Source organism: Centipeda sp. (in: firmicutes) (genome assembly GCF_057271695.1).
In genome coordinates this window covers 1-26,226 of record NZ_DBHIVL010000033.1, presented here as the reverse complement: position 1 = coordinate 26,226, position 26,226 = coordinate 1, and the positions used below count along the sequence as shown (strand labels likewise).

The window sequence follows — 26,226 nt, the reverse complement described above, 5'->3', positions numbered from 1 at the left end:
TTATGAGTCCTTTTTTTGTTAAATTGTGTTGCACTTAGATTGTACATCCAAGGTACAAAAAGGGGCTGCAGCACGAAGTTTTTTAGCTTCGTGCTGCAGCCCCATCCGTGTGTGAAACAGTGAAATCAGAAGAAGAACTCGACGCGGCCGAAGAATTTGTTCATGCCGGTCTTTCCCTCGGGCTCTGCAGAGTAGATCTCCTTGCCGCGGAAGTAGATGAGAGAGCCGACGATGTTCTTCTGCAGCGTATACTGTCCGCCGACTTCCCAACCCTTTGTATTCCACATGGCGCCGTCGAACGTCGGAGCGATTGTGCCCGCGCCGCCGATGTAGCGATAGGCGGCGTAGATGCCGAATGAGCCGGGATCTGCCTCATCCGCTCCCTTGTAGCCGAGCTCGATGTTGTAGGACTTCAGATGTTCTTTCTTAATCTCTGCCGTTTCGTTGCTGTTGTTCTTCCAGTAACCGCCCGAGAGATAGACCGTCTGCGTGGGGTGATAGGTCATGCCGAGACCGTAGAAATTGAGTGGATTTTTCATCCCGATCATGTCATGGATGGCGGACTTGTTGGCGACTCGTAGGTAGTCGATACCGAGATGGAACTTCTCCGAGGGATCCCAGTTTGCTGTCACGCCCTGCACACTCGCAGTGGTGCCGCCAGAATAGAGCCCTTTGTCGATGGACTCCTGGATCTCATCGCCCCATGCGGCGTTCAGGAGGTTGTAGCGTCCGGCGTAGATCGTGCCCGAAACTTGCTTATCCTTGCCGAGGGTAACAGCTGCGCCCGAAATCGTGTCATCGAACAGCATCCCCTGCTCCGTGAGGATGGGCAGCTTGCCGAGTTGAATCACAGTTGAGCCGTACTTACCCTCTGCATAGGCGCGTTTGAGCTTTACATTGCCGTCCTTGCCACTGTCGGTTTTGAGGTCGATCTTGGAATCCAGACGCGCCTTGACCGACCAGTGGTCGCTTACCTCTGCGGTGGGGTTGAGACGGAAGAGCAGCTCGTTGTTCGTCTGCTTGTGCCCCAAGTACTTGGTTACGAACTCGCCGCCCGTGCGCTCATAGGTGTACTGGAGTTTTCCCTCCCACTTCACCATATCCGCGTGCTTTTCGAGGTTCGACACGCGTACGCCGAGGTTGTTCAGCTCGTCCGCGAACTCGGCGGCAAGGCGGTCGACGAGTGCCTTGTCCGATGCGGACATATCGCCCTTTGCCATCGCCTTTGCCGTCATCTGCGCCATCTCATAGCGTGTGATGTTGCGGTCGCCGCGATACGTGCCGTCACCGTAGCCCTCAACCACACCGTCGGCGGCGAGCTGCGTCACAGCGTCGTACGCCCAGTGGTCGCGTGGCACATCGCTGAACGGATTTGCCGCCGCGAACGTCGTTGACGCTGCGCCGATGACGAGTGCCGCACTGAGCGCGGATACCAGAGACTTCTTCATGGGGAATTCCTCCTTTTGAACTGTGGGAGAAGGTTCGCCTGTGTTTCCAATGACATACATTGTGTCTGCAGCAAGGCCTTCCATCCATATTGATATTGAGATTAAATCCTATTATACGAGCGCATGAAAGTCATTGTCAAGCAGAAGCTTTAGAAAAATAAATAAATCATGGGGAAAATATATTCTCTGATTTCCTTACCAATGATTTGCGTGTGTGTTATAATGAAGAAAAATCATGGGATTGTGATTGTTGGGAGGAAACTATCATGAACGAATCCATCAAGGCGGTACATCTCGCACATACGGATGACGCGCGCGCGGATGTCATGGCATTCGATTCGGGCGCAACGGCGCGTGTGGTCGCGTTTCATCGGAGCTTGCCGGACTACGCGCCGACGTCGCTTGCAGATCTGAAACGTCTCGCGGCGGGGCTGGGGCTTGGACGGCTCGCGGTGAAGGACGAGAGTGCGCGGTTCGGCCTGAACGCGTTCAAGGGGCTTGGGGCAAGCTATGCGGTCGCGTGCTATCTCGCGCAGCACCTCGGGCTCTCTGAGAGCGAGATGACCTATGAGAACCTCACGAAGCCGGAGTACCGCGAGCAGCTGCGAAGGGTCACGCTCGTCACGGCGACGGACGGCAACCACGGGCGCGGCATCGCGTGGGCGGCGAAGCTCTTCGGCGTGTTTGCTCATGTCTTCATGCCCAAGGGGGGCTCGCCCGAACGCCTCGCGAACATTCGCGGGCTCGGTGCGGAGGCATCGTTTACAACGTACAACTATGACGACACCGTGCGTCATGCGGCGAATCTCGCGAAGGAAAAGGGCTGGGTGCTCGTGCAGGACACGGCGTTTGAAGGCTATGCCGAGATCCCACTTCGGATCATGCAGGGCTACACGACACTCGCGCATGAGGCGGTCGAGCAGTACGCGGAACCCCCGACGCATATCTTTTTGCAGGCGGGGGTCGGCTCCCTGCCCGCTGCGATTGCGGGCTACTTCGCCGCGCACGATTGGGAGAAGCGCCCCGTCATCACGATTGTCGAGCCGAATCGGGCGGACTGCATCTACCGCACGGCTGCCGCCAGCGACGGTGAGCGGCATATCGTGACAGGCGAGATCAACTCCATCATGGCGGGGCTCTCTTGCGGTGAGCCGAGTCCGATCGCGTGGGAGATTCTGAAAGACTACGCCGATCACTTCGTCTCCGTCCCCGAATGGGTTGCAGCGAAGGGGATGCGCATCCTTGGCAATCCGCTCGACGACGATCCGCGTGTCGTTTCGGGCGAGAGCGGTGCGGTCACGACGGGACTCGTTGCAGAGCTCATGCAGAACCGCAGCCTTGACTACCTGCGTGACCGCATCGGTCTCGGCAAGGATGCCCGCATTCTCTGTATCTCCACCGAGGGCGACACCGACCGTACGAATTACCGCCGCGTCGTATGGGACGGGCTGTATCCGAGCTATTGACCATAAATAGACACAAAGTACCCCTGCGCCGAAACGGTGCAGGGGTATTGTCATAGGCGAAAGTATTCTTGTCGCATCATATCAAATAGTCTATGCTATGCGTCCGGTTTGTCTCCTTGACAGGACAAAAAATCTGTGCCAATCTGACGGACTTCATTTTATCAGCGATTCCCTAGAGAACCCCCAAAAATCCTCTGCGTCCAAATTGATGCAGAGGATTTTTTGTGTGAGACCCACATTTGTATTTCCGCTTCTGTTGAAAAACGGAAATACAAAAGGTATAATGGGCATAGAAATTTCCGTTTGTATAGGAGGGGAGCGGTATGGACACGCGTGCAGGATACGAGCGACAGAATCTGACAGGAGAGCTTACCTATCGCTCTTTTGTTCCTTCTCCTTTGCCGCCCCATCCGTCCGTTGCGCTCGACGCGGGGGGCGTGGAACTCCTCGTTGCGGCACACCGTCAGCTCGCACTGCTTGAGGGGCTTGCGGCGCGTATTCCGAATATGGAGCTGTTTGTCTCCATGTACGTTCGCAAGGAAGCACTGCTCTCCTCCCAGATTGAGGGGACACAGGCGACACTTGAGGATGTGCTCGACCCGCTCGTGGATGTAAATGTCAATCGGGATGTTGCGGATGTCGTGAACTACATCCGCGCGACGGAGTTTGCACTGCGCCGTCGCAGCGAGCTGCCGCTCTGCAGTCGTCTGATTCGTGAGATGCACGGTGTTCTGATGGAGGGCGTGCGCGGGCAGGAGAAATATCCCGGCGAGTTTCGACGCACTCAGAACTGGATCGGCGGGGCGGGCAGTACGCTGAAGAACGCACGCTATATCCCGCCGAATGTAGAGGATATGAATGCGGCGATGTCTGCACTTGAGACGTATATGAATGCAGAGGACACACTCGATCCGCTCATTCGTACGGCACTCGTTCACTATCAGTTCGAGACGATTCACCCCTTTCTTGATGGGAATGGGCGCATTGGACGGCTGCTGATTACGCTTTTCCTGATGGAGCAGAATCTCTTGAGCACGCCCGCTCTCTACATCTCCTATTTCCTGAAGCAAAACCGTATCGAATACTATGACCGTATGACTGAGGTGCGGCGCACCGGGAATTATGAGCAGTGGATTTTGTTCTTCCTGCGTGCGGTTGCGGTATCGGCAGAGGATGCTGTAGCGGCGATCGACTGCCTGCACGCGCTTCATGAAAAGAATGTGGGCGTGCTCACGGATGGGACGAATAAAAAGCAGTTTACCACACTGACAAAACTTTTTTCCTACCTCGAAGCACATCCTATGATCGAAGTGAAAAAGACTGCCGAGGTCCTGGGGGTATCCTATAACGCCGTCTCGCGTGCCGTTGCGGTACTGATCGAAAAGGGGATCTTGGAGCAGCAGGCTCAGGTCGGCAAAACACGGATTTATTCGTATGCTGCGTATTTGGCAATTTTGCGGGGGGATACGTGATCTGTCAGCGCGATGCGAACGACTCAAACGGTATGAAGTGACAGACGCTTCTGTCACTTTTTTATCCTAAATTGCAATATCAAATCGGACAGTAGTAGGTAACAGAATCAAAAATTATGAGCGAAGATTTTTTAGTGCAGCATCGAAACACTCTTGCGGCGTCTCATAACCTAGAATTTTGCGTGGCAGCGTATTGATCCAATCCTCTACACGCTGTACTTCTTCCTCGCTCAAGTTCGTCATATCCATGCCCTTCGGAATGAAATACCGAACGAGTGCATTCTGCTTCTCGTTCGTTCCACGTTCCCAAGGCGCGTAAGGATGCGCATAGTACACCTTCACCTCGGGAATGACTTCTTGCAGACGGGCGAACTCGCTCCCATTGTCACAGGTAATCGTACGAAACACCTGTGAAAACTGTGCTCCATAGAGCTCTCTGCGTTTGGCAATGCCTTCGGCAACCGCCTCCGCAGTCTTCGCCCGAATCTTTATGAGATGCCTCTTTCGCTTCTTACGTTCATCAGCGGCAAGCAGAACAGGATCTGTTCCCTTTTTCCCGACAATGGTGTCAAGCTCCCAGTTGCCAAAGGTAACACGCTCGTCAACCAGCGGATCACGTTGGTCGATACGCTCACCGAAGGATCTATGATTGTCGTCGGTCTTCTTCTCTTTGTGTTTGCGGCGTACCTTCTGGCGTAGGTCGATGTTTTTGACCTTGAGCAGCCCCATGGCGATGTAGTTGTAGATGGTCTTCGTGCAGACCTGAACCGCAAATTTATGTGTCCGATTTCATTTTACAATGAACCATGAGAGAAAAAATTTATTTTCAGGGTTGACAGAAGCACCCCGCTCGGGTATAATTTCACTATCGTCTGTGAGGCGGTATGCTGATTTAGCTCAGTTGGTAGAGCAGCTCATTCGTAATGAGCAGGTCGTAGGTTCAAGTCCTATAATCAGCTCCATTTGAAATGAAAGGCTTCCGAGAGATCGGAAGCCTTTATTTGTGCGTGAAGGAAAATAAATAGCACAATATGGAGAAGTAGGGAACATTGGTCGGATGTTGACGGAGGTTTGTGAAATGCACGGGCAGGTACGCGTCTATTTTTATGCCATCAGTGCGGTTGTGATCTGGTCGACGCTCGCGGCGGTGGCAAAGAGTCTCCTCACCGTGATTCCGATGTTTGAGGCACTCTTTCTGAGCAGCCTCATCGCATCGGTCTTCCTGCTCGTCCAGCAGGAGATACGTGGAGGGCTGCGGGTGTTTCGTGCGTATGACGGACGTGGCTACCTCGCGATGGCGGCACTCGGCTTTATTGGACTCTTTGTCTACTCGGGGCTCTATTTCTACGGACTGACGCAGCTGACTTCGCAGGAGGCGTGCATCCTCAACTATCTCTGGCCGATGATGATCGTCCTCTTTGCGGCACTCCTCCTCGGGGAGCGGATCACGCTGCGCACCGCCGTCGCGCTGCTCCTCTCCTTCTCAGGCGTGCTGGTGCTGACGCTCGGCGAGGAGGGGCGCGCGGATGGAAATGCCGTCCTCGGCTCGCTCGCGTGTGTGCTCGCGGCACTCTGCTACGGGCTGTTCTGCGTGCTGAACCGAAAGCGGAATGTGGATCCGACGGTGCTGATGACGGTCGCGTGGGGCGTGACTGCGCTCTGTGCACTGCCCGTGACACTCATGGAGGAGACGTGGGTCACGCTGTCGTGGACGCAGTGGGGCGGGATGCTCTGGTTCGGCATCTTCGTCAACGCAGTGGGCTACCTCTGGTGGGCAATGGCTCTGCAGGAGGCACAGAATGCGGCGATGGTCGCGAACCTCGCCTACTTCGTTCCGCTCCTCTCGCTCGTCGTCTCTGCCGTTACGCTCGGCGAGGAGATGTCCCGCGCCGCGCTCCTCGCGCTCGTGCTCATCATGGGCGGAATCCTCTTGCAGAGTGTAAGGCGGGGGAAGGTGCGTTGAAAAACAAAAGGAGGGCTGCTCTCGGAGCGCCCCTTCCACCGCTTACGCGGTCCCCCTCCCCCGTTGTGAACGGGGGAGGCTGAGGTTACGGCATATTAGCTTCCCCCGCCGAAGCGGGGGAAGTGGCGAGCTTGCGAGCCGATAGGGGCGCCCCAAATGAAGCCTTTATTCCTCCGGCAGAGCCGCGTGCAGCGTCGTACCGATGGGTTCGCGAATGACGAGCTCGGCATGGCGGTCGGCACTCGTCTCACTCTTGTTGATAAGGACGAGATGATCGCCGCGGAAGTAGTCGATGAGCCCCGCTGCGGGATAGACAATGAGCGATGTGCCGCCGATGATGAGCGTGTCCGCCGCGCGGATGGCGGCGACTGCACCCGCGATGGTGTCACTCTCCAGACTTTCCTCATACAGCACCACATCGGGACGAACCATGCCGCCGCAGTCGCAGTAGGGGATGGGCGTGTGCTCCATGATGTAGTCCAGCTCGTAGCGTGCGCCGCAGTCCATGCAGTGTGCGCGGCGGATCGAGCCGTGCAGCTCGTAGACCGTCTTGGAGCCTGCCGCCTGATGGAGGCCGTCGATGTTCTGCGTTACAACTGCCGCGAGGTGTCCCTGCCGCTCAAGCTCGGCGAGAGCGTAGTGTCCTGCGTTCGGCGTGGCAGAGAGATAGACAAACCGCCGCCGATAGAAGTCGAAGAACTCGGCGGGGTGCGCCATGAGAAAGCTGTGCGATGCCATCTGCTCGGGGGCGAACTCCCTGTGCAGCGTCTCGCTGTAGATGCCGCCCGCACTGCGAAAGTCCGGAATCCCCGACTCCGTCGACATGCCCGCCCCGCCGAAGAATACCGCGCGGCGGCTTTCTGCTAGGATTTCTTTGAGTCTTGCGATCTTGTCCATCGTGTACCTCCTTGCTTGACATTTTGTAGGGGGGTGGATATAATGAAAATACAAAAGGACGACTGGTGATTGGAACCACCGGTCTCTCCGCAGAATTTTATGTTCTTGAAAGAGGAGCCGACGTGAACCGCGCGTACGGTTCTTTTTTCTGCCTATCTAGTAATCAGAAATATGATGTTGACTGCGAGCGTTGCCGCCGCAATCAGAAGCGATAGCTTTTCAAAAAGCGTCACGCACATCACCCCCACAAAGGGAGGAAACCGACACTCACCAGTCGCTCATTTCATTATAGCACGTAGATTCGTTATGAGGAAGTACAAAACGGAGCAGATATTCGTCTGCTCCGTTTTGTGTGCAAGAACTCAAATCAGAAATTGTACGTTCCACCGAGGATGAAGTGGCGGCTCGGCATGGCGTAGGCTCCCATACTTGTCCATGCGGATGGTGTGACACCGATGGACTCGTAGCTCTCATCTGTGAGGTTGATGCCCTTGAGGTAGATCTTGAAGTCCTTCGAGACATGATAGTTCACGCCGAGATCGAGCGTCAGGTAGCGGGAATCCGTAAAGCGCGCTGCGCTGCGCCCCGTCACATAGTTCAGATCAAGGTCTGCATCCCATTTCCTCTGTGTGTAGGAGATGCCGAGGTTGTAGCCGTTCGGGCGCGTATTCGAGGAGAGGAAGCCCCTGTCAGAATCAGTGGAGTCAATGTGTGCAAAGCTGTATGCCGCACGCACCGTCCAGTGATCATCGGCACGGTAGCGTGTACTGAGTTCGAGTCCCCGACGATCTTCGGTCTGGACGTTTTTATAGTAGCCGCGCACATAGACCGAGGTCATAGGATCCGTGTAGCCGTTCACCCAGCGAAGCGCATCCTTTACCTTGCTCCAGTAGAGGCTGCCCGAGACGGTCCACTTGCGCGTGATCTGACTGTCTGCACCGATGGTAAAGGTATGTGAGCGCTCCTGCTTCAGATCTTCCCTGCCCACCCAGTAGGGAGAGTCGGCATAGCGCATCTTGAGCGATGGATTATTGACTGCCTGCCCGAAGGAAATGTAGGCATGCGTCCTGCGGTCAAATTTTTTGTTCAGGCTGATGTGCGAGGTGACATCCGTCCCAAAGTCGTTGTGATGCTCAAGTCGTGAACCGAGTTTCAGCGCATAGCCTCGCCCGAGCTGCCAATCATCCTCCAGGAAGAGTGCCTTTGTGATGGCGGACGCATCCATCGGGATATAGCCGCTCATCTCGTGGATTTTTTCCTGCGACCAGAGGAAGCCGCCGATGAGCATATTCTTGTCGCCGAGCATCCAGAGTTTTTGCCCCTCAAACGTGTTGCGCCGCAGGTGATGGTCGTACTGGGAATTAAAACCGCCATCTGACTTTGCCTCGTTGCGATAGAAGCGCAGGAATGTGCCCTCACCTTCCTTCTCCGAGCCGAACATATAGGTGACACCATAGCCCGTATCGACAATGTTTTTACGTCCCTGATACGAGGATACGCCTGTCCTTGGATTTTTCAGTCTCACACCGTAGCCATCATCTCCCTCATGACGGCTGAACTCAAAACGGAGACGATCATTGCCAAGGATACGGTCAAATCCGACGTTGTAGTCCGTGCGGTTGATGTCACTATTCTCGAAGGTGCGCTTTTCGCCGTAGGCGTTCTTATACTGGAAATCCTTGCGGCGCTCATGTGCGACACCGACCTTGATGCTGTTCTTGCCGTCGCCGCCGCTGATGTTCACACCCGCACGCTTCTCGCCCCACGAGCCGAGCTGCATGTTGAAGGAACCAGTCGGTTTTCCCGCCGTCGGGCGCTTTGTGATGATGTTGATGACGCCTGAGACGGCACGCTCGCCATACAGCGAGGAGTTTGGCCCGCGTACGATCTCGATGCGCTCCACGTCGCCGATTGCAATCTGATCCACATCGACGGCGTTCGTGTCCCCACTGACGACGAGATGATCCCAGTTGACCTTCTTGCCGTCCACCATGACGAGGACGCGCGTGTCGCCGTTGATGATCGGATAGGCGGCAAAGCCCTTCTGCACGACGTTGATATTCGCGCCCTTCAGTGCATCGGAGACGCTCTTGTAGTTGCCACGCTCGATCTGCTCCTCCGAGATCAGCGTGACATCCGCCGGCACATCGCTGATCGCCGTCTCGCTGCGGCTTGCCGTGACGACGACTGCCTCGGTCTCATAACGCTGTGCGCCGTCATTCGCTGTCCCTGCTGCGTACACCGGAGGGGGGGCAAATGCCTGCCCCGATCGTCAGTGCGCCTGCAATGAGTCCGCTGAGTACTGATTTTCTCATCTTTTCATCCCTTCTGATTCATCCCTGAGGGCATCCAGCCCTGCGGCAATATCTTCAAGTGCCGTGATACAGCGCTCGTTCCCATTGTTGACATCGGCAAAATGCACGATGATGATGCGGTTTTCCCGCACGGCTTTCATATTTTGGAGGTTTGGATCGCTGCGCAGCTCGGCGCGCGCCTCCTCCTCCGTGCTGTCCTTCGGATTCACATAGATGATGACATCGGGGGCAAAGCCAAGGACGCGCTCGGGGCCGACGGCGCGCATCTGGCGGTCAACGATGTTGTCTGCACCCGCCTTGCGTGCGATGTCGTCGATGATGTATGTCCTGCCGTACATGCTGTAGAGACTGTTTCCGTGCGCCTGTAAAATCATGGCGGTATATCGCTGCCCGCGTGCCCTTGCCCGCTCCTCGACGGCGGCGACGCGCTTCTCCAATCCTCTCGTATAGGTCGCTGCACGCTCCTCCGCGCCGAAGATGTGACCCATATCTTCGATAAAAGGGTAGACCGTTCCCTCAAGCGTTGGCGTTCCCCTCCGCACAGTGGCGGGTACGATGTACGCGCCGATGCCGCGGTCGAAATAGGAGTAGACATCGCCGAGTGCCTCGGGGGTGAAGTGGTGCGACCACCCGATGATGAGATCGGGACGAAGTGCCACAACCTCCTCGCGGCTCGGGACATAGGGGGCGGTGAGGATGGGGAGTGCGGCGTAGGCATCCGCATAGGCGGGCGGCTCTGCTCCGTAGGGCGCAATCGTGCCAATGATGCGATCCGAAAGCCCGAGATCGATGAGCAGTTCTGTTGCCCCCGGATAGGAGATAAGCACACGCTTCGGCGTATGGGGGAGGGTGAATGTCGTGAGGCGTCCCTCGCTGTCCGCCGTCGTACAGGCAATGCCGTCCACGGGCGACTCCTGTGTACCTGTGCCGCGTCCGTCCGTTGCTGCGAGCGAGAGTACGAGTGCGGAGAATGCGAGGAGGGGGAGGAGGCGCAGCATACGAGAGATGCGGCGGAGTGTCCTGCCTGCATCGTGTGCATTCCTCATAGCGGTTGCTCCGTGCGGTAGTCGACGAGCGGCAGCCCCGCCGTATCGTAGGTGACATTTGCACGCACACCGTAGATTTCTGCGAGCATTTCCGCCGTGATGATTTCACGTGGAGTGCCGATGCGTGCGATCCGCCCCGCCTTCATGACAACAAGGAGATCGGCGTACATCGCCGCGAGGTTGAGGTCGTGGAGTGCAGCGATCACGCCAATGCCGAGTCCCTTCACCAGATTGAGGATGTGCAGCTGGTATTTGATATCGAGATGATTCGTCGGCTCATCGAGAATGAGCAGCTGCGGCTCTTGCACAAGACAGCGTGCGAGCATGACACGCTGCTGCTCGCCGCCCGAGAGCTCGTTAAAGGAACGCTGTGCTGCCTCCATCATGCCGACGCGCTCAAGTGCGGTGCGCACGAGGGCACGATCCTCCTCCGTGTCCTCCTCAAAGCTCTCCTTGTACGGCGTACGTCCCATGTGTGCAATTTCCTCCACGCTGAAATCAAAATCAACGGCGTGGAACTGTCCCATGACCCCGATCTCCTGTGCCGCTGCACGCAGCGGAATCTCTGCGATCGGTACATCGTCCATTGTCACCTGTCCTTCCTGTACGCGATGGACGCGGTAGAGATGCTTCAGCAGGGTGGACTTGCCGCAGCCGTTCGGCCCGAGCAGGGCGATGAAGCGATCAGCAGGGAGATCGGCAGTAATGCCGTGGAGGATTTTCTTGTCGCCGATGTGGAAGTTCAGATCTTCGATGTGGATATTTTTCATCGCCCGCCTCCTAAGTTTCCGCCGCTGCCGAAGAGCAGCTTCATGAAGAGCGGCGCACCGATGAGTGCTGTGATGATGCCGATTGGAAGATCGCCCGCAGGGAGCAGCGTGCGTGCGAGCAGATCGGAGGCGACGAGGAAGATCGCCCCGACGAGGAGGGCTGCCGGCAGGAGACGGCAATGCGATGCGCCTGTAAATGCGCGTACGAGATGCGGGACAACCAGTCCGACGAAGCCGATGATGCCGCAGGTCGGAACGAGTACCCCTGTGAGGAGCGCGAGGAGCGTCATATAGCGGCGACGTGTTGCACTTGCGTCAATGCCGAGCGTGACCGCCAGCTCCTCGCCGAGCAGGAGTACGTCGAGCGTGCGCAGCTGGGAGAAAAAGTAGATGGCGAGCGCGGTGACAATGAGGACGGGAAGGAAGAGACTGTGCCATTTCGCATCCGCGAGACTGCCCATCGTCCAGAACGCGGCGGACTGCATCCCCTCCGCATCCGCCGCCATGTAGACGATGAAATTCGTCGCCGCAACGCAGAGCGCACTGATCGCCGCACCCGCGAGCACGAGCTTTACCGTCGAAACACGTCGGTGCATTCCTGCGAGCATGAGTACAGCGAGTGTTGCGAGGATCGCACCGAGGAAGGCTGCGCCCGGCACCCCAAGCGGGATTGCCGCTGAGCCAATGAGGATCGCGAGCGTCGCACCGACCGATGCGCCGGAGGCAATACCGAGGATGAACGGTTCTGCGAGCGGGTTCTGCACACTCGCCTGCATGACGACCCCCGCAAGTGCAAGCCCCGCACCTGCCGTCATCGCAAGCAGGACGCGCGGCACACGCAGCGACCAGATGATATCTGTCCGCCCGGCAATAGAAGTCTGCTGAAAAGTGGTCGCTCACGCGGCGTTACTGAGGGCGGCGTGAAATGGTTGATTCCATCAAAAAACAGCCACACATACAGTGTGACTGTTTTTTCGTATCATGTTATTCCTTCGCAACCAGTTCAATCGCCTGCTTGCCCGTCATGTGGGCGATGCTCATCTCGAGCATACAGAAACGCTCCCACACGCCGTCGATCTCCGCCGCGTGTTGCTGCTCGGTATTGTCCGGCGCGTATTTGACGGCGAGTTTGTGTGCGGCGGCACGTTTTTCCACCGCATCGTCGATGATGCGGATGCTGCCAAAGACGATGACGCTGCGATACGCTGTCGTGTACTTCTCGGGAATGACCTCGTCCTGATCTATGACGGCGAAGGAGACATTCGGATTCCGCTGGATGGCGTCGATCTTGTGCCCCTCGGTCGCGCTGTGAAAATAGATGTGCTCGCCATCGTAGACGTAGCTGAGGGGAACGGCGTAGGGGAATGCCTTGTCGCCCGTGAGGGCGAGCACACCCGCCGATCCGCGCAGGAGCACTGCCTCCGCCTCTTCGTAGGACAACTGTTGAACCTTGCGGCGCATTTTGTGAAACATGGCAGTACCTCCCTACTAAAAAATGGAGGAATCCAGATGGATTCCTCCGTGCATAGTCAATAATGGTGGAGACGAAGAGGATTGAACTCTCGACCCCCAGATTGCGAACCTGGTGCTCTCCCGGCTGAGCTACGTCCCCGTGACTGACAGGGGATATTATACCGCGCTGCCGGAAAAAATGCAAGTGTTTTTTTTACCGCATCTCCCGCAGCACGTCCGCCGCGATCTGGGGGGCGGTGAGGTGGTACTCACGCGCGAGTGCGTGGGGGTCGTAGCGGTTGAAGAATTTCTTCGGCAGACCGTAGTTCCGCACGCGCACGCTACCTTTTTCACCGTAGAAGGAAGATATCTTCTGCCCGAAGCCGCCTGCGAGGATGCCGTCCTCGATGGTGAGGATGAGGCTGTGGGTCTCGGCGAGGGAGGTGAGCAGCTCCGCATCCAGTCCCGAGAGGTAGAGCGGGTTGACAACGGTCACGCTCAGTCCCTCGTGCGACAGTTCCTCTGCTGCCTCCGAAGCGAGCGCGGCGAAGTTGCCAACGCCGATGAGCGCGACATCTCTGCCCTCGCGCACGACGATGGAGCGGTTCAGCTCGCTGTAGTCCGTACGTACGGGATAGGGGCTCTCCTCGTAGCCACTGTAGGGCATACGGATCATGACGGGGTGCGCGGTCTGCTCCACCGCCCAGCGCAGGACGGCAATGTGCTCGGCGACGCTCGTCGGCGCGAGGTAGACGAGGTTCGGGATGTTGGAGAAGATAGAGATGTCATAGAAGCCCAGGTGTGTCACGTCCGTCGAACGATAGAGGGACGTGCCTGTGGCGAGAAAGACGGCAGGGTTGCGGTTGATGGCGACATCCTGCGACATCTGATCGTAGACGCGCTGGAAGAAGGTGCTGTACGTCCCGAAGATCGGACGTGCGCCGGCGCGTGCGAGCCCCGATGCCATCGCAACGGCGTGTTCCTCGGCGATGCCGACATCGACGTACTGACTGCCGAGCGCGACGCGATCCTCGGGTGAGAGATTGATGCCGCCGACGATGCCCGCCGAGAGATAGACGAAGTTCGGGTTCCGCTTCGCCGTTTCGAGGACAAAGTCCACCGTCGCGACGGCATACAGGTCAGGCGTGGATTCCTTTTTCTCAATGCCGCTCTCGATGTGAAAGGGGGCATGGCGATGCCAGCCCTCGGGATCGTTTTCGGCGAAGGATAGTCCTTTGCCCTTGACGGTGTGGATGTGGATGACGATGGGGCGATCCGAGTCCTTTTCCTCGGAGAATACGCGGATGAGTTCCTCCGTGTCGTTGCCGTCCGCGACGTAGCGGTAGCGAAGCCCCAGCGAGCGGAACAGGTTGTCCTCCGCCGCACCGTTCGTCTCGCGCAGTTCTTTGAACTTACGGTACATGCCGCCGTGGTTTTCGGAGATGGACTGGTCGTTGTCGTTGAATACGATGATGAAGTTTGAGCCCATCTCGCCGATGAAGTTCAGCCCTTCGAGTGCCTCGCCGCCCGACATCGCGCCGTCGCCGATGACGACGACGACATTCTCCGTGTCGCCCGCAAGGTTGCGTGCCTTGGCGAGCCCCGCAGCGAGACTGATGCCCGTTGAGGTGTGCCCGATGTTGAAGAGGTCGTATGCGCTCTCGTCCGTGTTCGTAAAGCCGGAGACATCGTGGTACTCCGCTGGATTGACATATGCGCCGACGCGTCCCGTCAGCATTTTGTGGGGGTAGCACTGGTGGGATACATCGAAAACAATCCTGTCGCGTGGCGCATCAAACACCGTGTGGAGTGCGATGGTCGCTTCGATGATCCCGAGGTTCGGTCCGATATGCCCGCCGATGAGGCTTGTGCGCTTGATGAGCGCTTCCCGCATCTCCTCTGCAAGGACACGGCGCTGCTCCGCCGTATAGCCCCGTATGTCTGCGGGTTCGTTGATCTTCTCAAGATACAAGGGGAAAGCCCTCCATTAACATGTGGTTGTTCTCCATTATATCATAAATTCTAAGAAAATATCATCATTGGAGAAAAAATAACGAGAGGGCAGGAAAAAAGGACTGCCTGTCTGCGGCAGCCCCCGATGAAATTCCTATGCGGATGCGCGAGGTTTCCTGTACTCAGCGTTTCAGCGAAGTTAGGGTATCCGCCGCAATCTGCTCGGCGGTAAGGTGGTGTGCGCGTGCGAGTTCGGACGCATCGTAGCGGTCGTGGAACTCCTTTGCGATCCCGTAGTTCCGCACGCGGATTCCTGCATCCATCCCGTAGTAGGAAGCGATCTTCTGACCGAAGCCGCCTTCCAAAATCCCGTCTTCGAGCGTGAGGACGAGACGATGGTTCTCCTTGAGACGGTTGAGCAGTGCCGTGTCCAGTCCAGAGAGGAAGATGGGATTCACGACGGTCGCACGGATGCCCTCTTTTTCCAGCTCGTTGGCGGTAGCACTCGCCAGCTGTGCGAAGCTGCCCGCACCGATGATGGCGACCTCCGCTCCCTCGGTGACGACCTGATATTTGTTCAGATCGCTGTAGTCCGTGCGTACGGGGTAGGGGCTTTCCTCGTAGCCCATGACGGGCATGCGGATCATGACGGGATGCGTCGTCTGCTCCACCGACCAGCGCAGTACCGCCTCATACTCCGCGAGGCTCGCGGGTGCGAGGAATACGAGGTTCGGAATGTTCGCGAAGATCGGGATGTCGAAGAAGCCGAGGTGCGTCACGTCGTTCATGTAGTAGATGGACGCGCCGACGGAGAGAAAGACAGCAGGGCTCCTGTTGACCGCGACATCCTGCGCCATCTGATCGTAGACGCGCTGGAAGAAGGTGCTGTACGTGCCGAAGATCGGACGTGCGCCGCCGCGTGCCAGCCCCGACACCATCGCGACCGCGTGCTCCTCGGCGATGCCCACATCGACGTACTGACTGCCGAGCTCTGCACGGGCAGAGCGCGAAAGACCGATGCCGCCCATCGTGCCTGCTGCGAGAAAGACGAAGTTCGGATTTGCCTTTGCCTCTGCCTTGACGAAATCCACGCTCGCCGCTTGGAATGGGTCGGTGTATGGCTGTTTCAGCGCACCTGTCTCAATGTCGAACGGCATACGGTAGTGCCATGTCTCGCGGTTTTCCTCGGCGAATTTGTAGCCCTTGCCCTTCTGCGTATGGATGTGGACGACGACGGGCTTCTCGCTGTCCCTTACCGCCGAGAATGCCGCGATCAGAGCCTCGCAGTCGTTGCCGTCCGCCACATAGCGGTAGTCCAGCCCCATTGCATGAAAGAGGTTGTCCTCCGCGGTGTCGTTCGTCTCGCGCAGTTCTTTGAATTTGCGGTACATCCCGCCGTGGTTCTCCGCGATGGACTGGTCGTTGTCGTTGAAGACGATGATGAAGTTCGTGCCCATCTCGCCGACGACGTTCAGCCCCTCCAGTGCCTCGCCGCCGGACATCGAGCCGTCGCCGATGAGGGCAATGACGTTTTCCCTGCGCCCCGCCAGATCCCGTGCCTTTGCAAGCCCCGAGGCAAGGCTGATCGAGGTCGATGTGTGCCCGACGTTGAAGAGGTCGTGCGGGCTTTCCTCGGGATTCGTATAGCCCGACACCTCGTCGTATTTGTCCTCGTCGAGGTACGCCTCCACGCGCCCCGTCAGCATCTTGTGCGGGTAGCACTGGTGCGACACGTCGTAGACGATCTTGTCTGTGGGCGAGTCAAAGACCGTGTGCAGGGCGATGATCGCCTCGATGATGCCGAAGTCGGGACCGAAATGCCCTCCGTGGATGCTCGCACGCTTTAGGAGCGCGTCGCGCATTTCCTGTGCGAGTTCCCTGCGCTGCTCCGCCGTATAGCCCTTGATGTCGGCGGGCGATGTGATCGTTTCCAAATACATAGAAATTCCCCCTTTGCCGTATGCTTTCCATTTCCCTAAGCGAATTATATCATCGAAATGTACATGGATGTCAAGGCGCGTAGCAAATGTAACGGATTATTTTCAGCAAAGCATGGTAAAGTTAGTACTTCGATGAAAAAATATTTTGATGGGAGATATATAATGAAGGAATGCAAAATGAAAGACAGCCGTATCGTCATCAGCGAGGTCATGATGCCCAGTCAGGCGAACCCGAACGGGAATGTGCATGGCGGCGAGATTATGAAGCTGATGGACTCGGCGGCATATGCAGCGGCGCGGCGGTATGCGCGGTCGAACGTCGTAACGGCACGCGTGGACGAGCTGGAGTTCCACCTGCCCATCCGCATCGGCGATCTCGTCGTCGTGACGGCGGACATCGTCTATGTCGGACACAGCTCGATGGAGGTTGCGGTCAACGTCATCGTCGAGGATCTGGACGACGGCGGCGATCCGCAGCTCGCGCTCTCGGCGTATTTCACCATGGTTGCGCTCGACCGCAACGCACGGCCGAAGTCCGTGCCGCCGCTCACGCTCGATACCGAGGAGGCGCGTGCCGCCTTCGAGGAGGGCAAACGCCGCTATGAGGCGCACAAGGCACGCAAGCGTCGTGCTGTCACGCCTACGGGCGGCTGTGTCTGCGATGCCATCGCGCAGCAGACGAAGGAGGCGAACGAAGCGGAGAAGTAAAAACACCACTTCGCATATTGTAAACGAAAAACGCAGCTTCGTACGAGGGCTGCGTTTTCTTGTGTGGGGGATTTATTCGATTGCTCCTTCGAGTTCTAGCAAATACTCCTTTTTGTCCAGTCCGCCCGCATAGCCTGTGAGCCTGCCGTTTGCACCGATGACGCGGTGGCAGGGGATGATGATGGAGATGGGATTGCGCCCGACGGCACCGCCGACCGCCTGCGCCGACATACGCCCGCCGCGCGCAGCGGCGATCTGGGCAGAAATCCTGCCGTAGGTCGTCGTCTTCCCGTACGGAATCGTGCGCAGGATCGCCCATACCGACATCTGAAACGCCGTGCCTGTGGGATTGAGCGTAGGGCTGAAGTCCGGTTCATGGCCGGCGAAATACAGATCGAGCCAACGCATGGCCTCTCCGAATACGGGGAGGTCCTTTTTGTGTGCTGCATCGCATGGCGGACAGCCCGTTTCCCCGTCGAAGTACAGACCCGTGAGGGCTATGCCGTCACTCGCGAGCGTGATGCCGCCGAGCGGCGATGTGTAGTGTGCCGTGTAGATCATCGTCATGCTCCTATCGTATAATATGCGTCTATTATAGGGCATCTGGCTGCACTGCGATAGTCCCGTGAACTTTTTTCCAAAATGTGATATAGTAGAAACAGAATGCGGAAGGAGGCGGCACGATGGCGACAACGAAGATGACGGATGATATGGTTGTGCAGGGGGCTCGCGCGGCGGTGCGTATCGCACTGGCGAAGAACAAGGCAAGAGGCGTGTCGAGTGTTGTTTACGACCGAAAGACGAAGACCATCTATGAAATCAGGAGCGATGGACAGCGCGTGCCTATACGGGTAGGATGTGATGAAAAACGTGCGGAAGAAGCCTGAAATCATTGTCTTTGCAGGTCCGAATGGTTCGGGCAAGAGTACGTTTACAGAAATTCTGCGTCCACCGCAGATGGATTATATCAACGCCGATGATATTAAGAAGCACCTCAAGTGTGATGATCTTGAAGCGGCGCAGATTGCCGAACGCCAACGAGAGACATATCTTTCTGAAAAGAGAGCGTTCTGCTTTGAAACAGTGCTTTCCACATCGCGCAATTTGGATCTTTTGAAACGTGCGCGGGAGATGGGCTATTTTATTCGTTGCTACTACGTCCTAACCATAGATCCACTCATCAATGTCTACCGTGTAAAGGCGCGTGTGGCATCGGGCGGGCATGATGTTCCCGCGGAGAAGATCTATGTGCGCTATGATCGAGCAATGGCACTTGTTCCCGAGGTCATTTCCGTGAGTGATATCTGCCATATTTACGACAACTCAGAGGAGGAGCCGTTTCGTATCTTCAAGAAACGGAAAGATGAATGCTTTTACGATGAATGCGATGATTGGCAGAGAGAAAAACTTGAGACTCTGACGGGGATTATGGACATGGCGCGAAAAAACTTGAATCAGTGCTGATAAAAGCATTTCACATGGAGGCGCGGGCGTTTTCCGCGCCTTTTCTATTTTATCCTGCAAATGTCGCTTTCCGTGCGACCACGCGCCGCACTCCTCCTGCTATACTCGACACCATAGAAGAGGTCACACAGTATAGAGGAGGAAAACATCATGGCAGAGGCAAAGACAAACGGACAGACGGAGCTCGTATTCATTCTGGATCGGAGCGGGTCGATGGCGGGGCTGGAGAGCGACACCATCGGCGGGTTCAACGGCATGCTCACGCAGCATCGCAGCGAGGGCGGGGACGTGCTCGTCTCGACCGTGCTCTTCGATCACGAGAACGAGGTCGTCCACGATCGCGTGCGGATTGCGGATGTCCCTACACTCACATCGAAGGAGTACTACACACGCGGCTGCACGGCACTGCTCGATGCGATGGGCGACGCAATCCACCACATCAAGAACGTGCACAAGTACGCGCGTCCCGAGGATCGCCCCGCACGCACCATGTTCATCATCACGACCGACGGGATGGAGAACTCGAGCACGCGCTACACGGCGGATCAGGTGCGTGCGATGGTGAAGCAGCAGGAGGAAGCGGGCTGGGCGTTCGTTTTCCTCGGCGCGAACATCGACGCCGTACAGGTCGCGGGCGGCCTTGGCATCCGTCCCGAATTCGCCGCCGAGTTCGCCTGTGACGCGGCAGGCGTGCGCGAGAACTTCGCATCGCTCGGGGCGATGACCTGCGCATTCTCTGCGGTGGGCGAAGTGCCGATCGGATGGGCGGAGAAGATCGGCAAGCACCTCGCAAAGCGTATGGGCAAACGCCGCTGAACGAGAACGAAAAGCCTCCCCTGCCGCAGCGGGGGAGGTGGCAAGCGGAGTGAGCCGGTGGGGGGGCCGGTTGTATCTATGACAGACAAATGAAAACAAATCTCTTGCATGGATGATTCATATCTGTTAAAATTTTGTGAAAAGAACATGAAAGGGGGATGTCCATGATACCGCCGCATCAAATACCATCCACCGACCTCCTTGAACGGATTCGCCGCTATATTGCCGCGCATTTGCAGGATTCCTCCGACATCATCGAGGAAGCACGGCACAAGCTACCGCACCCTACCCCGCGCCCCTTTGAGGATGAGCGTGAGCGTCGCGGCATTGCACGCAGCCCCGACGTACATGAAGAGCTCCGCGTATGCGGCGTCCAAGTTCCTCGTCCGCATGTTGGTCTGGACGGCATTCTCTCGCGTCTGAGGAGCAAACTCGACAAGCCGAAAGAAACCTTCTCCGAGCGGCTCCTGCGCCTCATCGACGAGAGCGGCATGACCGATGTGGAGGCATACAAGCGTGCGGGGATTGACCGTAAACTGTTCTCCAAGATCCGTACCGACAAGAACTATCATCCGAAAAACCGCATCGTCTACGCATTCATCTTCGTCCTGCGGCTGAACCTCGACGACGCGAGAGACCTCCTCGCGAGCGCGGGCTACAGCATCTCACCCGCAAGCAAATTCGATCTCGTCATGGAGTTCTGCATCATGGAGGGCTACGATATCGACACCGTGAACGGGATCCTCTATGAAATTGGGATGGATGTGCTGTGACAAATATTTTTGAGAACATCGACAAGGCGTGGACATATAAAGTCTATGCCTTTTGCTATACTTATGGCAAATAAAAATGTCGCCTGTGCGGCGACCTATGACGCTAGCAGCTATGCTAGAATAGGGACAATTCAAAGAGCAGTTATTTGGAGGTGTGCGTCATGGGGATTTTGAAGAATTTGCAGAACGTGTTTCGCACGGTGCGTCCGCCGTGTGCGCGTTGTCCCTATCGGCTCGGGTTAGTGAAATTTGTGCAAAGTCCATGCCCGGCATGTATGTTGGATGGCTATCGCACATTCGATGTGCTCACGCGCGGACGACACAATTTTCCAGAGATTTGGCGCGGCGGCATATTTCGCGACGGGGCGGATGATGTTTTCCGCAGGTAGGTGAACGATGGAAACGATCAAGGGCATTGTGAAGCTCGTTGGCGAATGTATCGCTGTACTTGCACTGCTGGTCGCATACGCTATCGTAAAAGTACTGTATTGGGGCGTCATGGACATCAAGTTTTTGCTCATGGCATTGTGGTAGCAGAAAGGAAGAGTCGGCAATGGAACGCGTGGAGATACGCGGACGCTGCGGTACGGCGATTGTTTACGCAAAGGTGATTGAGGAGGAGGCGGTCGAGCAGATCCGTCGGATGTGTGACTATGAATTCACGGAGGGGGAGAGCATCCGCATCATGCCCGATGTACACTGGGGCAAGGGCTGCACGATCGGCACGACAATGACCGTCAGGGACAAGGTCGTTCCGAACCTCGTCGGCGTGGACATCGGCTGCGGTATGTATACGGTTGATCTCGGTAAGGGAGAGATCGACCTCGCACGCTTCGACGCGGCGGCGCACTTCGTCCCGTCGGGGCGCAATCTCTGGGACGGGCGGCAGGAGAAGTTTGACCTCCTCGGGCTGCGCTGCTACCGCGCTCTCAAGGACACGAAGCGCATCGCACGCAGCCTTGGCACGCTCGGCGGCGGCAATCACTTCATCGAGATCTGCCAGAAGTTCGCACGGCGAAACCGCGAGGTCATCGCGCGTGTTCTCCTCGAACGGACGGGGCTCACGGCAGGCGAGGCATTCCACACCATCCACAACTACATCGACGTGGAGGAGCGGATTCTCCGCAAGGGTGCAATCGCGGTGCGAGTGGGCGAGCGCGTCCTCATCCCGATCAATATGCGCGACGGGAGCATCCTCGCCGTCGGGCGCGGCGATCCGGACTGGAACTACTCCGCGCCGCACGGAGCGGGGCGGCTGATGTCGCGCACGGCGGCAAAGGAAAATCTCTCCATGGAGGAATTCTGCGAAACAATGGCAGATGTCTATACAATGGCGGTCAATGAGAATACCCTCGACGAGGCACCGATGGCGTATAAGTCCCTTACGGACATCATTGATGTGGTCGAGGACAGCGTGGACGTGATCGAGGTGCTGAAACCGATCTACAACTTCAAGGCGGGATGAATTTATCAGTGCTTCCGTGAATGGGAGGCGAACGGTATGGCGTACGTCGGAGGTGTTTTTTTGTTGGACACATTGTCTGCATAGTGATTTTGCTGCTCTATGGACTGGTGACGGATCCTATTGATACCATTTTGTTTGTTGTTATTGTAATCCCTCTCATGCTGCTCATCCTGTTTCTTTACTTTGCGGGGCAATATTGGCTGTTTCGTCTGCTGCACCGTCTGGGATGTGTGGATGGAGATTGGGATGGTTGCTGGGAGTGGCATTTAGGGAAGAAATAGCACGGATGAGGTGAGGCTGTGGAGATTGATTTTAAGGAGAACAAGGGCTTTCGTTTGCTGCAGCTGTACGAGCGGCTGAGTCGGGGCGAGGTCGTCCGCAAGGCAGAACTGGCGCAGAAATTTGCCGTGACGGACAAGACCATCCAGCGCGACATTGAGGAGCTGCGTGCCTATCTCGCGGAGACGCGTACCGATGCGGGTGAGGCATCCATCGTCTATGAGCGAAATCGCGGCGGCTATCTGCTCACGCACGCGGCGAGCGAGTGGCTGACGAATGAGGATGTGCTCGCCGTCTGCAAGATCCTCCTTGAGAGCCGCGCATTCTGCAAGGAGGAGCTCGATGCTCTCCTAAAGAAGCTGCTGCGGCAGACCGCGCCGCAGGATCGCGCACAGGTCGGGAAGCTGATCCGCGGTGAGCAGCATTACTATGTCCCGCTGCGTCACGGGAAAAAATGCTGTCGGCGATCCGGGAACTCTCACAGCACATGACGGCACAGCACACCATGCGTATCTCCTACTGCCGTCAGGACAGCGCGGAGTGTGCACATGAGGTGAACCCCGTCGCCATCATGTTCTCCGAGTATTATTTATACCTCATCGCCTATCTGGCGGACGGGCGCAAGGAGTTCCCGCCCATCTTCCGCATCGACCGCATCGTACGTTTCGAGCCGACAGGTGAGACTTTCCGCGTGACGCATAGCGGGAAATTCAGCGACGGCGAGTTCCGCAAACGCATCCAGTTCATGTATGCGGGCGAACTGCGCCACGTCACCTTCGACGACAGCGGCGCATCGGTCGAGGCTGTCCTCGACCGCCTCCCTACGGCAAAGGTCGTTTCGGAGAAGAACGGTGTCTCCCGTATCACAGCCGAGGTGTACGGGAACGGGATTGATATGTGGCTCAGAAGTCAGGGGAGTGCGGTAAAGGTGGTCTATCAGGCACTGCTCCTCTACTATGTGGCGAAGTCGCCAAACTGCCCGCCGAAGATCAAGGCGGGCATCATCGGTGCTCTCGGTTATCTGATCTCGCCGTTTGATCTGATTCCGGATATTATGCCGGGGATTGGAATTGACAAAAACTTTATTTAATGGTAAAATTATGGGTAAATTAAATCGCGTTTGAACCGAAGAACGTGAAAAGAGGAATTATTCTGAAAAAGGACATTATGCAAGTGAAGCACATAGCAACGAAGTTTTTGGTTGTACTGCTGCCGCTTTTTCTGGTCAGTTTCCTGGCCATTTCCGGCATCTGCTACTTCATGGCACGCAGTCAGTTGCTTGAGGATGTGGGCGAGAATGCGCGTCTGATCCGACAGATGACCGCATTGAAGCTCACGAACGATGTGGAGCGCAAGGCGGATCTGCTGGACGGTCTTTCCCGCAGTCCGACCATTGCACGCGGCACACGCGAGGAACGTATCGAGGCTCTGCGGGCATTGAAGACGCATATGGCGAGCTTTGCGATGGTCGCCTTTTCGACGCCGGAAGGGCAGGCGTACAGCGATACGGGGCAGGATATGGATCGTTCCTCGCGTGACTACATCAAGAAGGTGCGCGAGACGAAGCAGCCGTATTTTGCGGCACCTTCGGTCTCCGGCACCACGGGCAAGCTCATCTGTGTGCTCGCTTACCCTGTGCTGGACGGCGGCGAGCTGGTCGGCATTGTCTACGGGACGATGCAGCTTGACTCGCTGACGGAGATTGTCGGTGCGGTGAAACTGCTGGATACGGGCTATGCCTATGTCGCGGATGAGACGGGCCTCGTCGTCGCACGCCATGATCGGCCGGAGGATGTTGGAAAACTGGATCTTTCCAAAAAGGATCAGGGGGAAGGCAGGATTCTTGACGATGCTCTCGTGCAGTGTTTCAAGGAGACGGTATCGAGCGGTCAGGAGCACACGGTTCAGTATCGGAGCTCTTCGGGCAAGGATATCGACGCACATTTCCTGCCCATGCAGATCAAGAATCGCACGTGGGTGACGGTGGTCTGTGTACCGGTTGCGGAAATCAGTGCGCGGACGAATGCCCTGCTGGGACTCTCCGCCGGCATTACGCTTCTCGGTGTTCTGCTTGCTGGTGCCGTCATTGTGGTGTTCGCCCGCCGTACGGCGGCACCGCTCATCCGGCTCAACGATGCCTGCCGCAGGATCAATGACGGAAATCTGGCGGGGGCGGATATTCCCGTGGAATCCGCCGATGAGATCGGGCAGCTCGCACAGGGATTCAACCAGATGAAGCAGACGCTGCGCGATCTGCTCACCAAGATACAGGAGAACGCAAAGAGCCTTGCCCGCTCGTCGGAGGATCTGACGGAGGCATCGCATCAGTCGGCCGAGGCGTCGAATGCCGTGGCAATCGCTGTAACGGAAATCGCCAACGGCGCCGCGCAGCAGTCGGAAGAGACGGCGCATGCGGATGAAACGGCAAAAGGGATCGCCGGCGGTACGACGCAGACGGCACGTCTTGCCGACGAGATCGCGGCGACAACGCAGACGACCGTTGACTGTGTCGAGCGGGGGCGTTCGTCGGTGCAGCGCGTTGTCGGACATATGACGGAGATTGAACGCGGGACGGAGATTGTCCATGCATCCATTGAAGCCCTCGCAAAAAACTCGCAGGAGATTTCCCATATCGTTGAGATGATATCGAACATCGCCGGACAGACGAATCTGCTCGCACTCAATGCCGCCATCGAAGCGGCGCGTGCGGGGGAGGCGGGCAGAGGGTTCGCCGTTGTCGCCGAGGAAGTACGCAAACTCGCCGAGGAATCGGAGAATTCGAGCCGTCAGATTGCGGAACTCGTGCACGAAATTGATACGGGCATGAAAAACGCCGTGCAGGCGGGCGATGCGAGTGCGGCGAGTGTTGTGAGCGGCAAGCAGGCGGTCGAGGACGCCGATGCCGTTTTCAGTGAGATTCTAAGCTCCATCGAAAAACTCTCTGCGGGAATCCAAACCATCGCCGAGAACATCCGCACGATTGCGGAAGGCAGCCACAGCATGAGCGAGCGCGTCGCGACCGTGCTGCGCATATCGGAAAAGAGTGCGGATGAGACGCAGACCATTTCCGCCTCGACCGAGGAGCAGTCTGCCTCTGTGGAAGAAATTGCCGCGGCAAGCCGCGCCCTTTCCAATCTGGCCGAGGATCTGATGGCGGAGGTCGGCAAGTTCAAGCTGAAATAAGGGAAGCACAAGGAAAACGGAATCGATGGGCGGTTGACACCTCTCCCGCGAGCGGGGGAAGGTGGATATGGCCGTCCATAAAAGCCCTCCCCGTGATGGCGGGGAAACGGGACGATGATCCAAAAACGCCCTGCGGTGTTCAACCGCAGGGCGTTCGTGTATGTTCCTGTGTGCCGTCAGATCTCGCTGCGGAAGAGGATTGCCTGGATGATGCCAGCGTCGTCGATGTCGAAGGTGAGCTCGGCAGCTTTGTCATCAAACGCGTATGTGCAGGCGGTGAGCCCGTTCTCGTTTGTCTCGGAGAAGGAGGGTTCGCCGTACATCTCCTCGATGTCCTCGTAGGTCTTTCCGACACGGAGTCCGCCGAGGGTGCGTACACTCTGCCCCATGACATCATAGCTCGTTATGGTGAGGTCGCCCGCATCGCGCGTATCCTTCGCGCCTGTCACGGCGCGGAAAATGAAGTGTTCGGCGTAGTTGAAGTCGAAGGTGACGAAGCGCATGCCGTCGCCTGTGAAGTCTTTCTTCTGGTAGTCGTCCGCAAGTCCTGCGCGGACGATCGCCTTGCGGGCATCGCCGAGTGTGGCTTTGCGCGGTTCCAGCTGATTCTGCCCGCCCGTAGCCGTATCATCCAGAACAAGTGTCGCTTCCCAATAGGTCATGCCGTGGGCAGATGCTGTCGCTGCGCCGAGGAGGATGCCTGCGGCAAAAAGGGCGGTGCAGAGAAATCCGAGGAATCGTGTTTTCATGATAATCACTCCTTTAGGGAATCGCTGATAAAATGAAGTCCGTCAGATTGGCGTAGATTTTTTCGTC

General features: G+C 57.1%; 23 protein-coding genes, 2 tRNA genes and 2 pseudogenes. 14 read left to right on the top strand and 13 right to left on the bottom strand.

Annotated elements, in window-relative coordinates:
* Positions 1-125: 125 nt before the first annotated feature.
* Positions 126-1,448, bottom strand: a complete 1,323-nt coding sequence (locus ACO6BQ_RS06775; protein WP_489120139.1) for an S-layer homology domain-containing protein — start codon at positions 1,446-1,448, stop codon at positions 126-128.
* Positions 1,449-1,714: 266 nt separating this feature from the next.
* On the opposite strand from ACO6BQ_RS06775, the gene ACO6BQ_RS06770 reads away from it, so the two are divergent.
* Positions 1,715-2,914 carry a diaminopropionate ammonia-lyase gene (locus ACO6BQ_RS06770; RefSeq protein ID WP_489120138.1) on the top strand — a complete coding sequence of 400 codons (1,200 nt, stop codon included), beginning with the start codon at positions 1,715-1,717 and terminating at the stop codon, positions 2,912-2,914.
* A gap of 323 nt (positions 2,915-3,237) precedes the next feature.
* On the top strand, positions 3,238-4,386 hold the full coding sequence (locus ACO6BQ_RS06765; protein ID WP_489120137.1) for a Fic family protein: 1,149 nt from the start codon (positions 3,238-3,240) through the stop codon (positions 4,384-4,386).
* 114 nt (positions 4,387-4,500) lie between these two features.
* Here the strand turns inward: ACO6BQ_RS06765 and ACO6BQ_RS06760 are convergent.
* Positions 4,501-5,154 (bottom strand): annotated as a pseudogene (locus tag ACO6BQ_RS06760) (IS30 family transposase); the annotation flags it as partial.
* A 118-nt stretch (positions 5,155-5,272) separates the two neighbouring features.
* On the opposite strand from ACO6BQ_RS06760, the gene ACO6BQ_RS06755 reads away from it, so the two are divergent.
* A tRNA-Thr gene (locus ACO6BQ_RS06755) sits at positions 5,273-5,348 on the top strand.
* A gap of 116 nt (positions 5,349-5,464) precedes the next feature.
* On the top strand, positions 5,465-6,349 hold the full coding sequence (locus tag ACO6BQ_RS06750; protein WP_489120136.1) for a DMT family transporter: 885 nt from the start codon (positions 5,465-5,467) through the stop codon (positions 6,347-6,349).
* A 165-nt stretch (positions 6,350-6,514) separates the two neighbouring features.
* Here ACO6BQ_RS06750 and ACO6BQ_RS06745 read toward each other — a convergent pair whose 3' ends face one another.
* From ACO6BQ_RS06745 to ACO6BQ_RS06705, 9 genes and pseudogenes are all read right to left on the bottom strand, one after another.
* The gene (locus ACO6BQ_RS06745) at positions 6,515-7,246 is read right to left on the bottom strand and encodes an NAD-dependent protein deacylase (protein ID WP_489120135.1); all 732 of its coding nucleotides are present in this window, start codon (positions 7,244-7,246) and stop codon (positions 6,515-6,517) included.
* Between the two features lie 367 nt (positions 7,247-7,613).
* Positions 7,614-9,488 carry a TonB-dependent receptor plug domain-containing protein gene (locus ACO6BQ_RS06740; protein WP_489120134.1) on the bottom strand — a complete coding sequence of 625 codons (1,875 nt, stop codon included), beginning with the start codon at positions 9,486-9,488 and terminating at the stop codon, positions 7,614-7,616.
* 69 nt (positions 9,489-9,557) lie between these two features.
* Positions 9,558-10,607, bottom strand: a complete 1,050-nt coding sequence (locus tag ACO6BQ_RS06735; RefSeq protein ID WP_489120133.1) for an ABC transporter substrate-binding protein — start codon at positions 10,605-10,607, stop codon at positions 9,558-9,560.
* Positions 10,604-11,377, bottom strand: a complete 774-nt coding sequence (locus ACO6BQ_RS06730; protein ID WP_489120132.1) for an ABC transporter ATP-binding protein — start codon at positions 11,375-11,377, stop codon at positions 10,604-10,606. The genes ACO6BQ_RS06735 and ACO6BQ_RS06730 overlap by 4 nt, the downstream gene beginning before the upstream one ends.
* Positions 11,374-12,237, bottom strand: a pseudogene (locus ACO6BQ_RS06725) (FecCD family ABC transporter permease); the annotation flags it as partial. The pseudogene ACO6BQ_RS06725 and the gene ACO6BQ_RS06730, both read right to left, overlap by 4 nt.
* A gap of 124 nt (positions 12,238-12,361) precedes the next feature.
* Positions 12,362-12,850, bottom strand: coding sequence for a pyridoxamine 5'-phosphate oxidase family protein (locus tag ACO6BQ_RS06720; protein WP_489120131.1), 489 nt, complete (start codon positions 12,848-12,850; stop codon positions 12,362-12,364).
* Positions 12,851-12,913: 63 nt separating this feature from the next.
* A tRNA-Ala gene (locus tag ACO6BQ_RS06715) sits at positions 12,914-12,989 on the bottom strand.
* Positions 12,990-13,043: 54 nt separating this feature from the next.
* Positions 13,044-14,801: a 1-deoxy-D-xylulose-5-phosphate synthase gene (locus tag ACO6BQ_RS06710; protein WP_489120130.1), complete on the bottom strand. Its 1,758-nt coding sequence runs from the start codon at positions 14,799-14,801 to the stop codon at positions 13,044-13,046.
* A gap of 163 nt (positions 14,802-14,964) precedes the next feature.
* Positions 14,965-16,722: a 1-deoxy-D-xylulose-5-phosphate synthase gene (locus ACO6BQ_RS06705; RefSeq protein WP_489120129.1), complete on the bottom strand. Its 1,758-nt coding sequence runs from the start codon at positions 16,720-16,722 to the stop codon at positions 14,965-14,967.
* 162 nt (positions 16,723-16,884) lie between these two features.
* On the opposite strand from ACO6BQ_RS06705, the gene ACO6BQ_RS06700 reads away from it, so the two are divergent.
* On the top strand, positions 16,885-17,430 hold the full coding sequence (locus tag ACO6BQ_RS06700) for an acyl-CoA thioesterase (RefSeq protein WP_489120128.1): 546 nt from the start codon (positions 16,885-16,887) through the stop codon (positions 17,428-17,430).
* A 72-nt stretch (positions 17,431-17,502) separates the two neighbouring features.
* On the opposite strand, the gene ACO6BQ_RS06695 is transcribed toward ACO6BQ_RS06700, so the two are convergent.
* Entirely contained in the window at positions 17,503-17,991 is a 489-nt protein-coding gene (locus ACO6BQ_RS06695; RefSeq protein ID WP_489120127.1) for a methylated-DNA--[protein]-cysteine S-methyltransferase, read from the bottom strand.
* A gap of 122 nt (positions 17,992-18,113) precedes the next feature.
* Between ACO6BQ_RS06695 and ACO6BQ_RS06690 the strand changes: the two genes are divergently transcribed.
* From ACO6BQ_RS06690 to ACO6BQ_RS06650, 9 genes are all read left to right on the top strand, one after another.
* Positions 18,114-18,317: a Clp protease gene (locus ACO6BQ_RS06690; RefSeq protein ID WP_489120126.1), complete on the top strand. Its 204-nt coding sequence runs from the start codon at positions 18,114-18,116 to the stop codon at positions 18,315-18,317.
* On the top strand, positions 18,292-18,894 hold the full coding sequence (locus tag ACO6BQ_RS06685) for an ATPase (RefSeq protein ID WP_489120125.1): 603 nt from the start codon (positions 18,292-18,294) through the stop codon (positions 18,892-18,894). Before ACO6BQ_RS06690 ends, ACO6BQ_RS06685 begins: the two co-directional genes overlap by 26 nt.
* Positions 18,895-19,044: 150 nt before the next feature.
* The gene (locus tag ACO6BQ_RS06680) at positions 19,045-19,710 is read left to right on the top strand and encodes a vWA domain-containing protein (RefSeq protein ID WP_489120124.1); all 666 of its coding nucleotides are present in this window, start codon (positions 19,045-19,047) and stop codon (positions 19,708-19,710) included.
* A 164-nt stretch (positions 19,711-19,874) separates the two neighbouring features.
* Entirely contained in the window at positions 19,875-20,483 is a 609-nt protein-coding gene (locus ACO6BQ_RS06675) for a hypothetical protein (protein ID WP_489120123.1), read from the top strand.
* A 396-nt stretch (positions 20,484-20,879) separates the two neighbouring features.
* Positions 20,880-21,017 carry a hypothetical protein gene (locus tag ACO6BQ_RS06670; RefSeq protein WP_489120122.1) on the top strand — a complete coding sequence of 46 codons (138 nt, stop codon included), beginning with the start codon at positions 20,880-20,882 and terminating at the stop codon, positions 21,015-21,017.
* Positions 21,018-21,036: 19 nt separating this feature from the next.
* Positions 21,037-21,948, top strand: a complete 912-nt coding sequence (locus ACO6BQ_RS06665) for an RtcB family protein (protein ID WP_489120121.1) — start codon at positions 21,037-21,039, stop codon at positions 21,946-21,948.
* A gap of 299 nt (positions 21,949-22,247) precedes the next feature.
* A complete protein-coding gene (locus ACO6BQ_RS06660) occupies positions 22,248-22,718 on the top strand; it encodes an HTH domain-containing protein (RefSeq protein WP_489120120.1) in 471 nt (156 codons plus the stop codon).
* Entirely contained in the window at positions 22,682-23,317 is a 636-nt protein-coding gene (locus ACO6BQ_RS06655) for a DUF1232 domain-containing protein (RefSeq protein WP_489120119.1), read from the top strand. The genes ACO6BQ_RS06660 and ACO6BQ_RS06655 overlap by 37 nt, the downstream gene beginning before the upstream one ends.
* An 83-nt stretch (positions 23,318-23,400) precedes the next feature.
* The gene (locus tag ACO6BQ_RS06650) at positions 23,401-25,410 is read left to right on the top strand and encodes a methyl-accepting chemotaxis protein (RefSeq protein WP_489120118.1); all 2,010 of its coding nucleotides are present in this window, start codon (positions 23,401-23,403) and stop codon (positions 25,408-25,410) included.
* A gap of 176 nt (positions 25,411-25,586) precedes the next feature.
* Here ACO6BQ_RS06650 and ACO6BQ_RS06645 read toward each other — a convergent pair whose 3' ends face one another.
* On the bottom strand, positions 25,587-26,159 hold the full coding sequence (locus ACO6BQ_RS06645; protein ID WP_489120117.1) for a hypothetical protein: 573 nt from the start codon (positions 26,157-26,159) through the stop codon (positions 25,587-25,589).
* Positions 26,160-26,226: the final 67 nt, after the last annotated feature.

Coding starts and splice junctions, on each gene's coding strand:
- ACO6BQ_RS06775 (WP_489120139.1), bottom strand. CDS start 1,448: ATGAAGAAGTCTCTGGTATCCGCGCTCAGTGCGGCACTCGTCATCGGC.
- ACO6BQ_RS06770 (WP_489120138.1), top strand. CDS start 1,715: ATGAACGAATCCATCAAGGCGGTACATCTCGCACATACGGATGACGCG.
- ACO6BQ_RS06765 (WP_489120137.1), top strand. CDS start 3,238: ATGGACACGCGTGCAGGATACGAGCGACAGAATCTGACAGGAGAGCTT.
- ACO6BQ_RS06750 (WP_489120136.1), top strand. CDS start 5,465: ATGCACGGGCAGGTACGCGTCTATTTTTATGCCATCAGTGCGGTTGTG.
- ACO6BQ_RS06745 (WP_489120135.1), bottom strand. CDS start 7,246: ATGGACAAGATCGCAAGACTCAAAGAAATCCTAGCAGAAAGCCGCCGC.
- ACO6BQ_RS06735 (WP_489120133.1), bottom strand. CDS start 10,607: ATGAGGAATGCACACGATGCAGGCAGGACACTCCGCCGCATCTCTCGT.
- ACO6BQ_RS06730 (WP_489120132.1), bottom strand. CDS start 11,377: ATGAAAAATATCCACATCGAAGATCTGAACTTCCACATCGGCGACAAG.
- ACO6BQ_RS06720 (WP_489120131.1), bottom strand. CDS start 12,850: ATGTTTCACAAAATGCGCCGCAAGGTTCAACAGTTGTCCTACGAAGAG.
- ACO6BQ_RS06705 (WP_489120129.1), bottom strand. CDS start 16,722: ATGTATTTGGAAACGATCACATCGCCCGCCGACATCAAGGGCTATACG.
- ACO6BQ_RS06700 (WP_489120128.1), top strand. CDS start 16,885: ATGAAGGAATGCAAAATGAAAGACAGCCGTATCGTCATCAGCGAGGTC.
- ACO6BQ_RS06695 (WP_489120127.1), bottom strand. CDS start 17,991: ATGATCTACACGGCACACTACACATCGCCGCTCGGCGGCATCACGCTC.
- ACO6BQ_RS06690 (WP_489120126.1), top strand. CDS start 18,114: ATGGCGACAACGAAGATGACGGATGATATGGTTGTGCAGGGGGCTCGC.
- ACO6BQ_RS06685 (WP_489120125.1), top strand. CDS start 18,292: ATGAAAAACGTGCGGAAGAAGCCTGAAATCATTGTCTTTGCAGGTCCG.
- ACO6BQ_RS06680 (WP_489120124.1), top strand. CDS start 19,045: ATGGCAGAGGCAAAGACAAACGGACAGACGGAGCTCGTATTCATTCTG.
- ACO6BQ_RS06675 (WP_489120123.1), top strand. CDS start 19,875: ATGATACCGCCGCATCAAATACCATCCACCGACCTCCTTGAACGGATT.
- ACO6BQ_RS06670 (WP_489120122.1), top strand. CDS start 20,880: ATGGAAACGATCAAGGGCATTGTGAAGCTCGTTGGCGAATGTATCGCT.
- ACO6BQ_RS06665 (WP_489120121.1), top strand. CDS start 21,037: ATGGAACGCGTGGAGATACGCGGACGCTGCGGTACGGCGATTGTTTAC.
- ACO6BQ_RS06655 (WP_489120119.1), top strand. CDS start 22,682: ATGCTGTCGGCGATCCGGGAACTCTCACAGCACATGACGGCACAGCAC.
- ACO6BQ_RS06645 (WP_489120117.1), bottom strand. CDS start 26,159: ATGAAAACACGATTCCTCGGATTTCTCTGCACCGCCCTTTTTGCCGCA.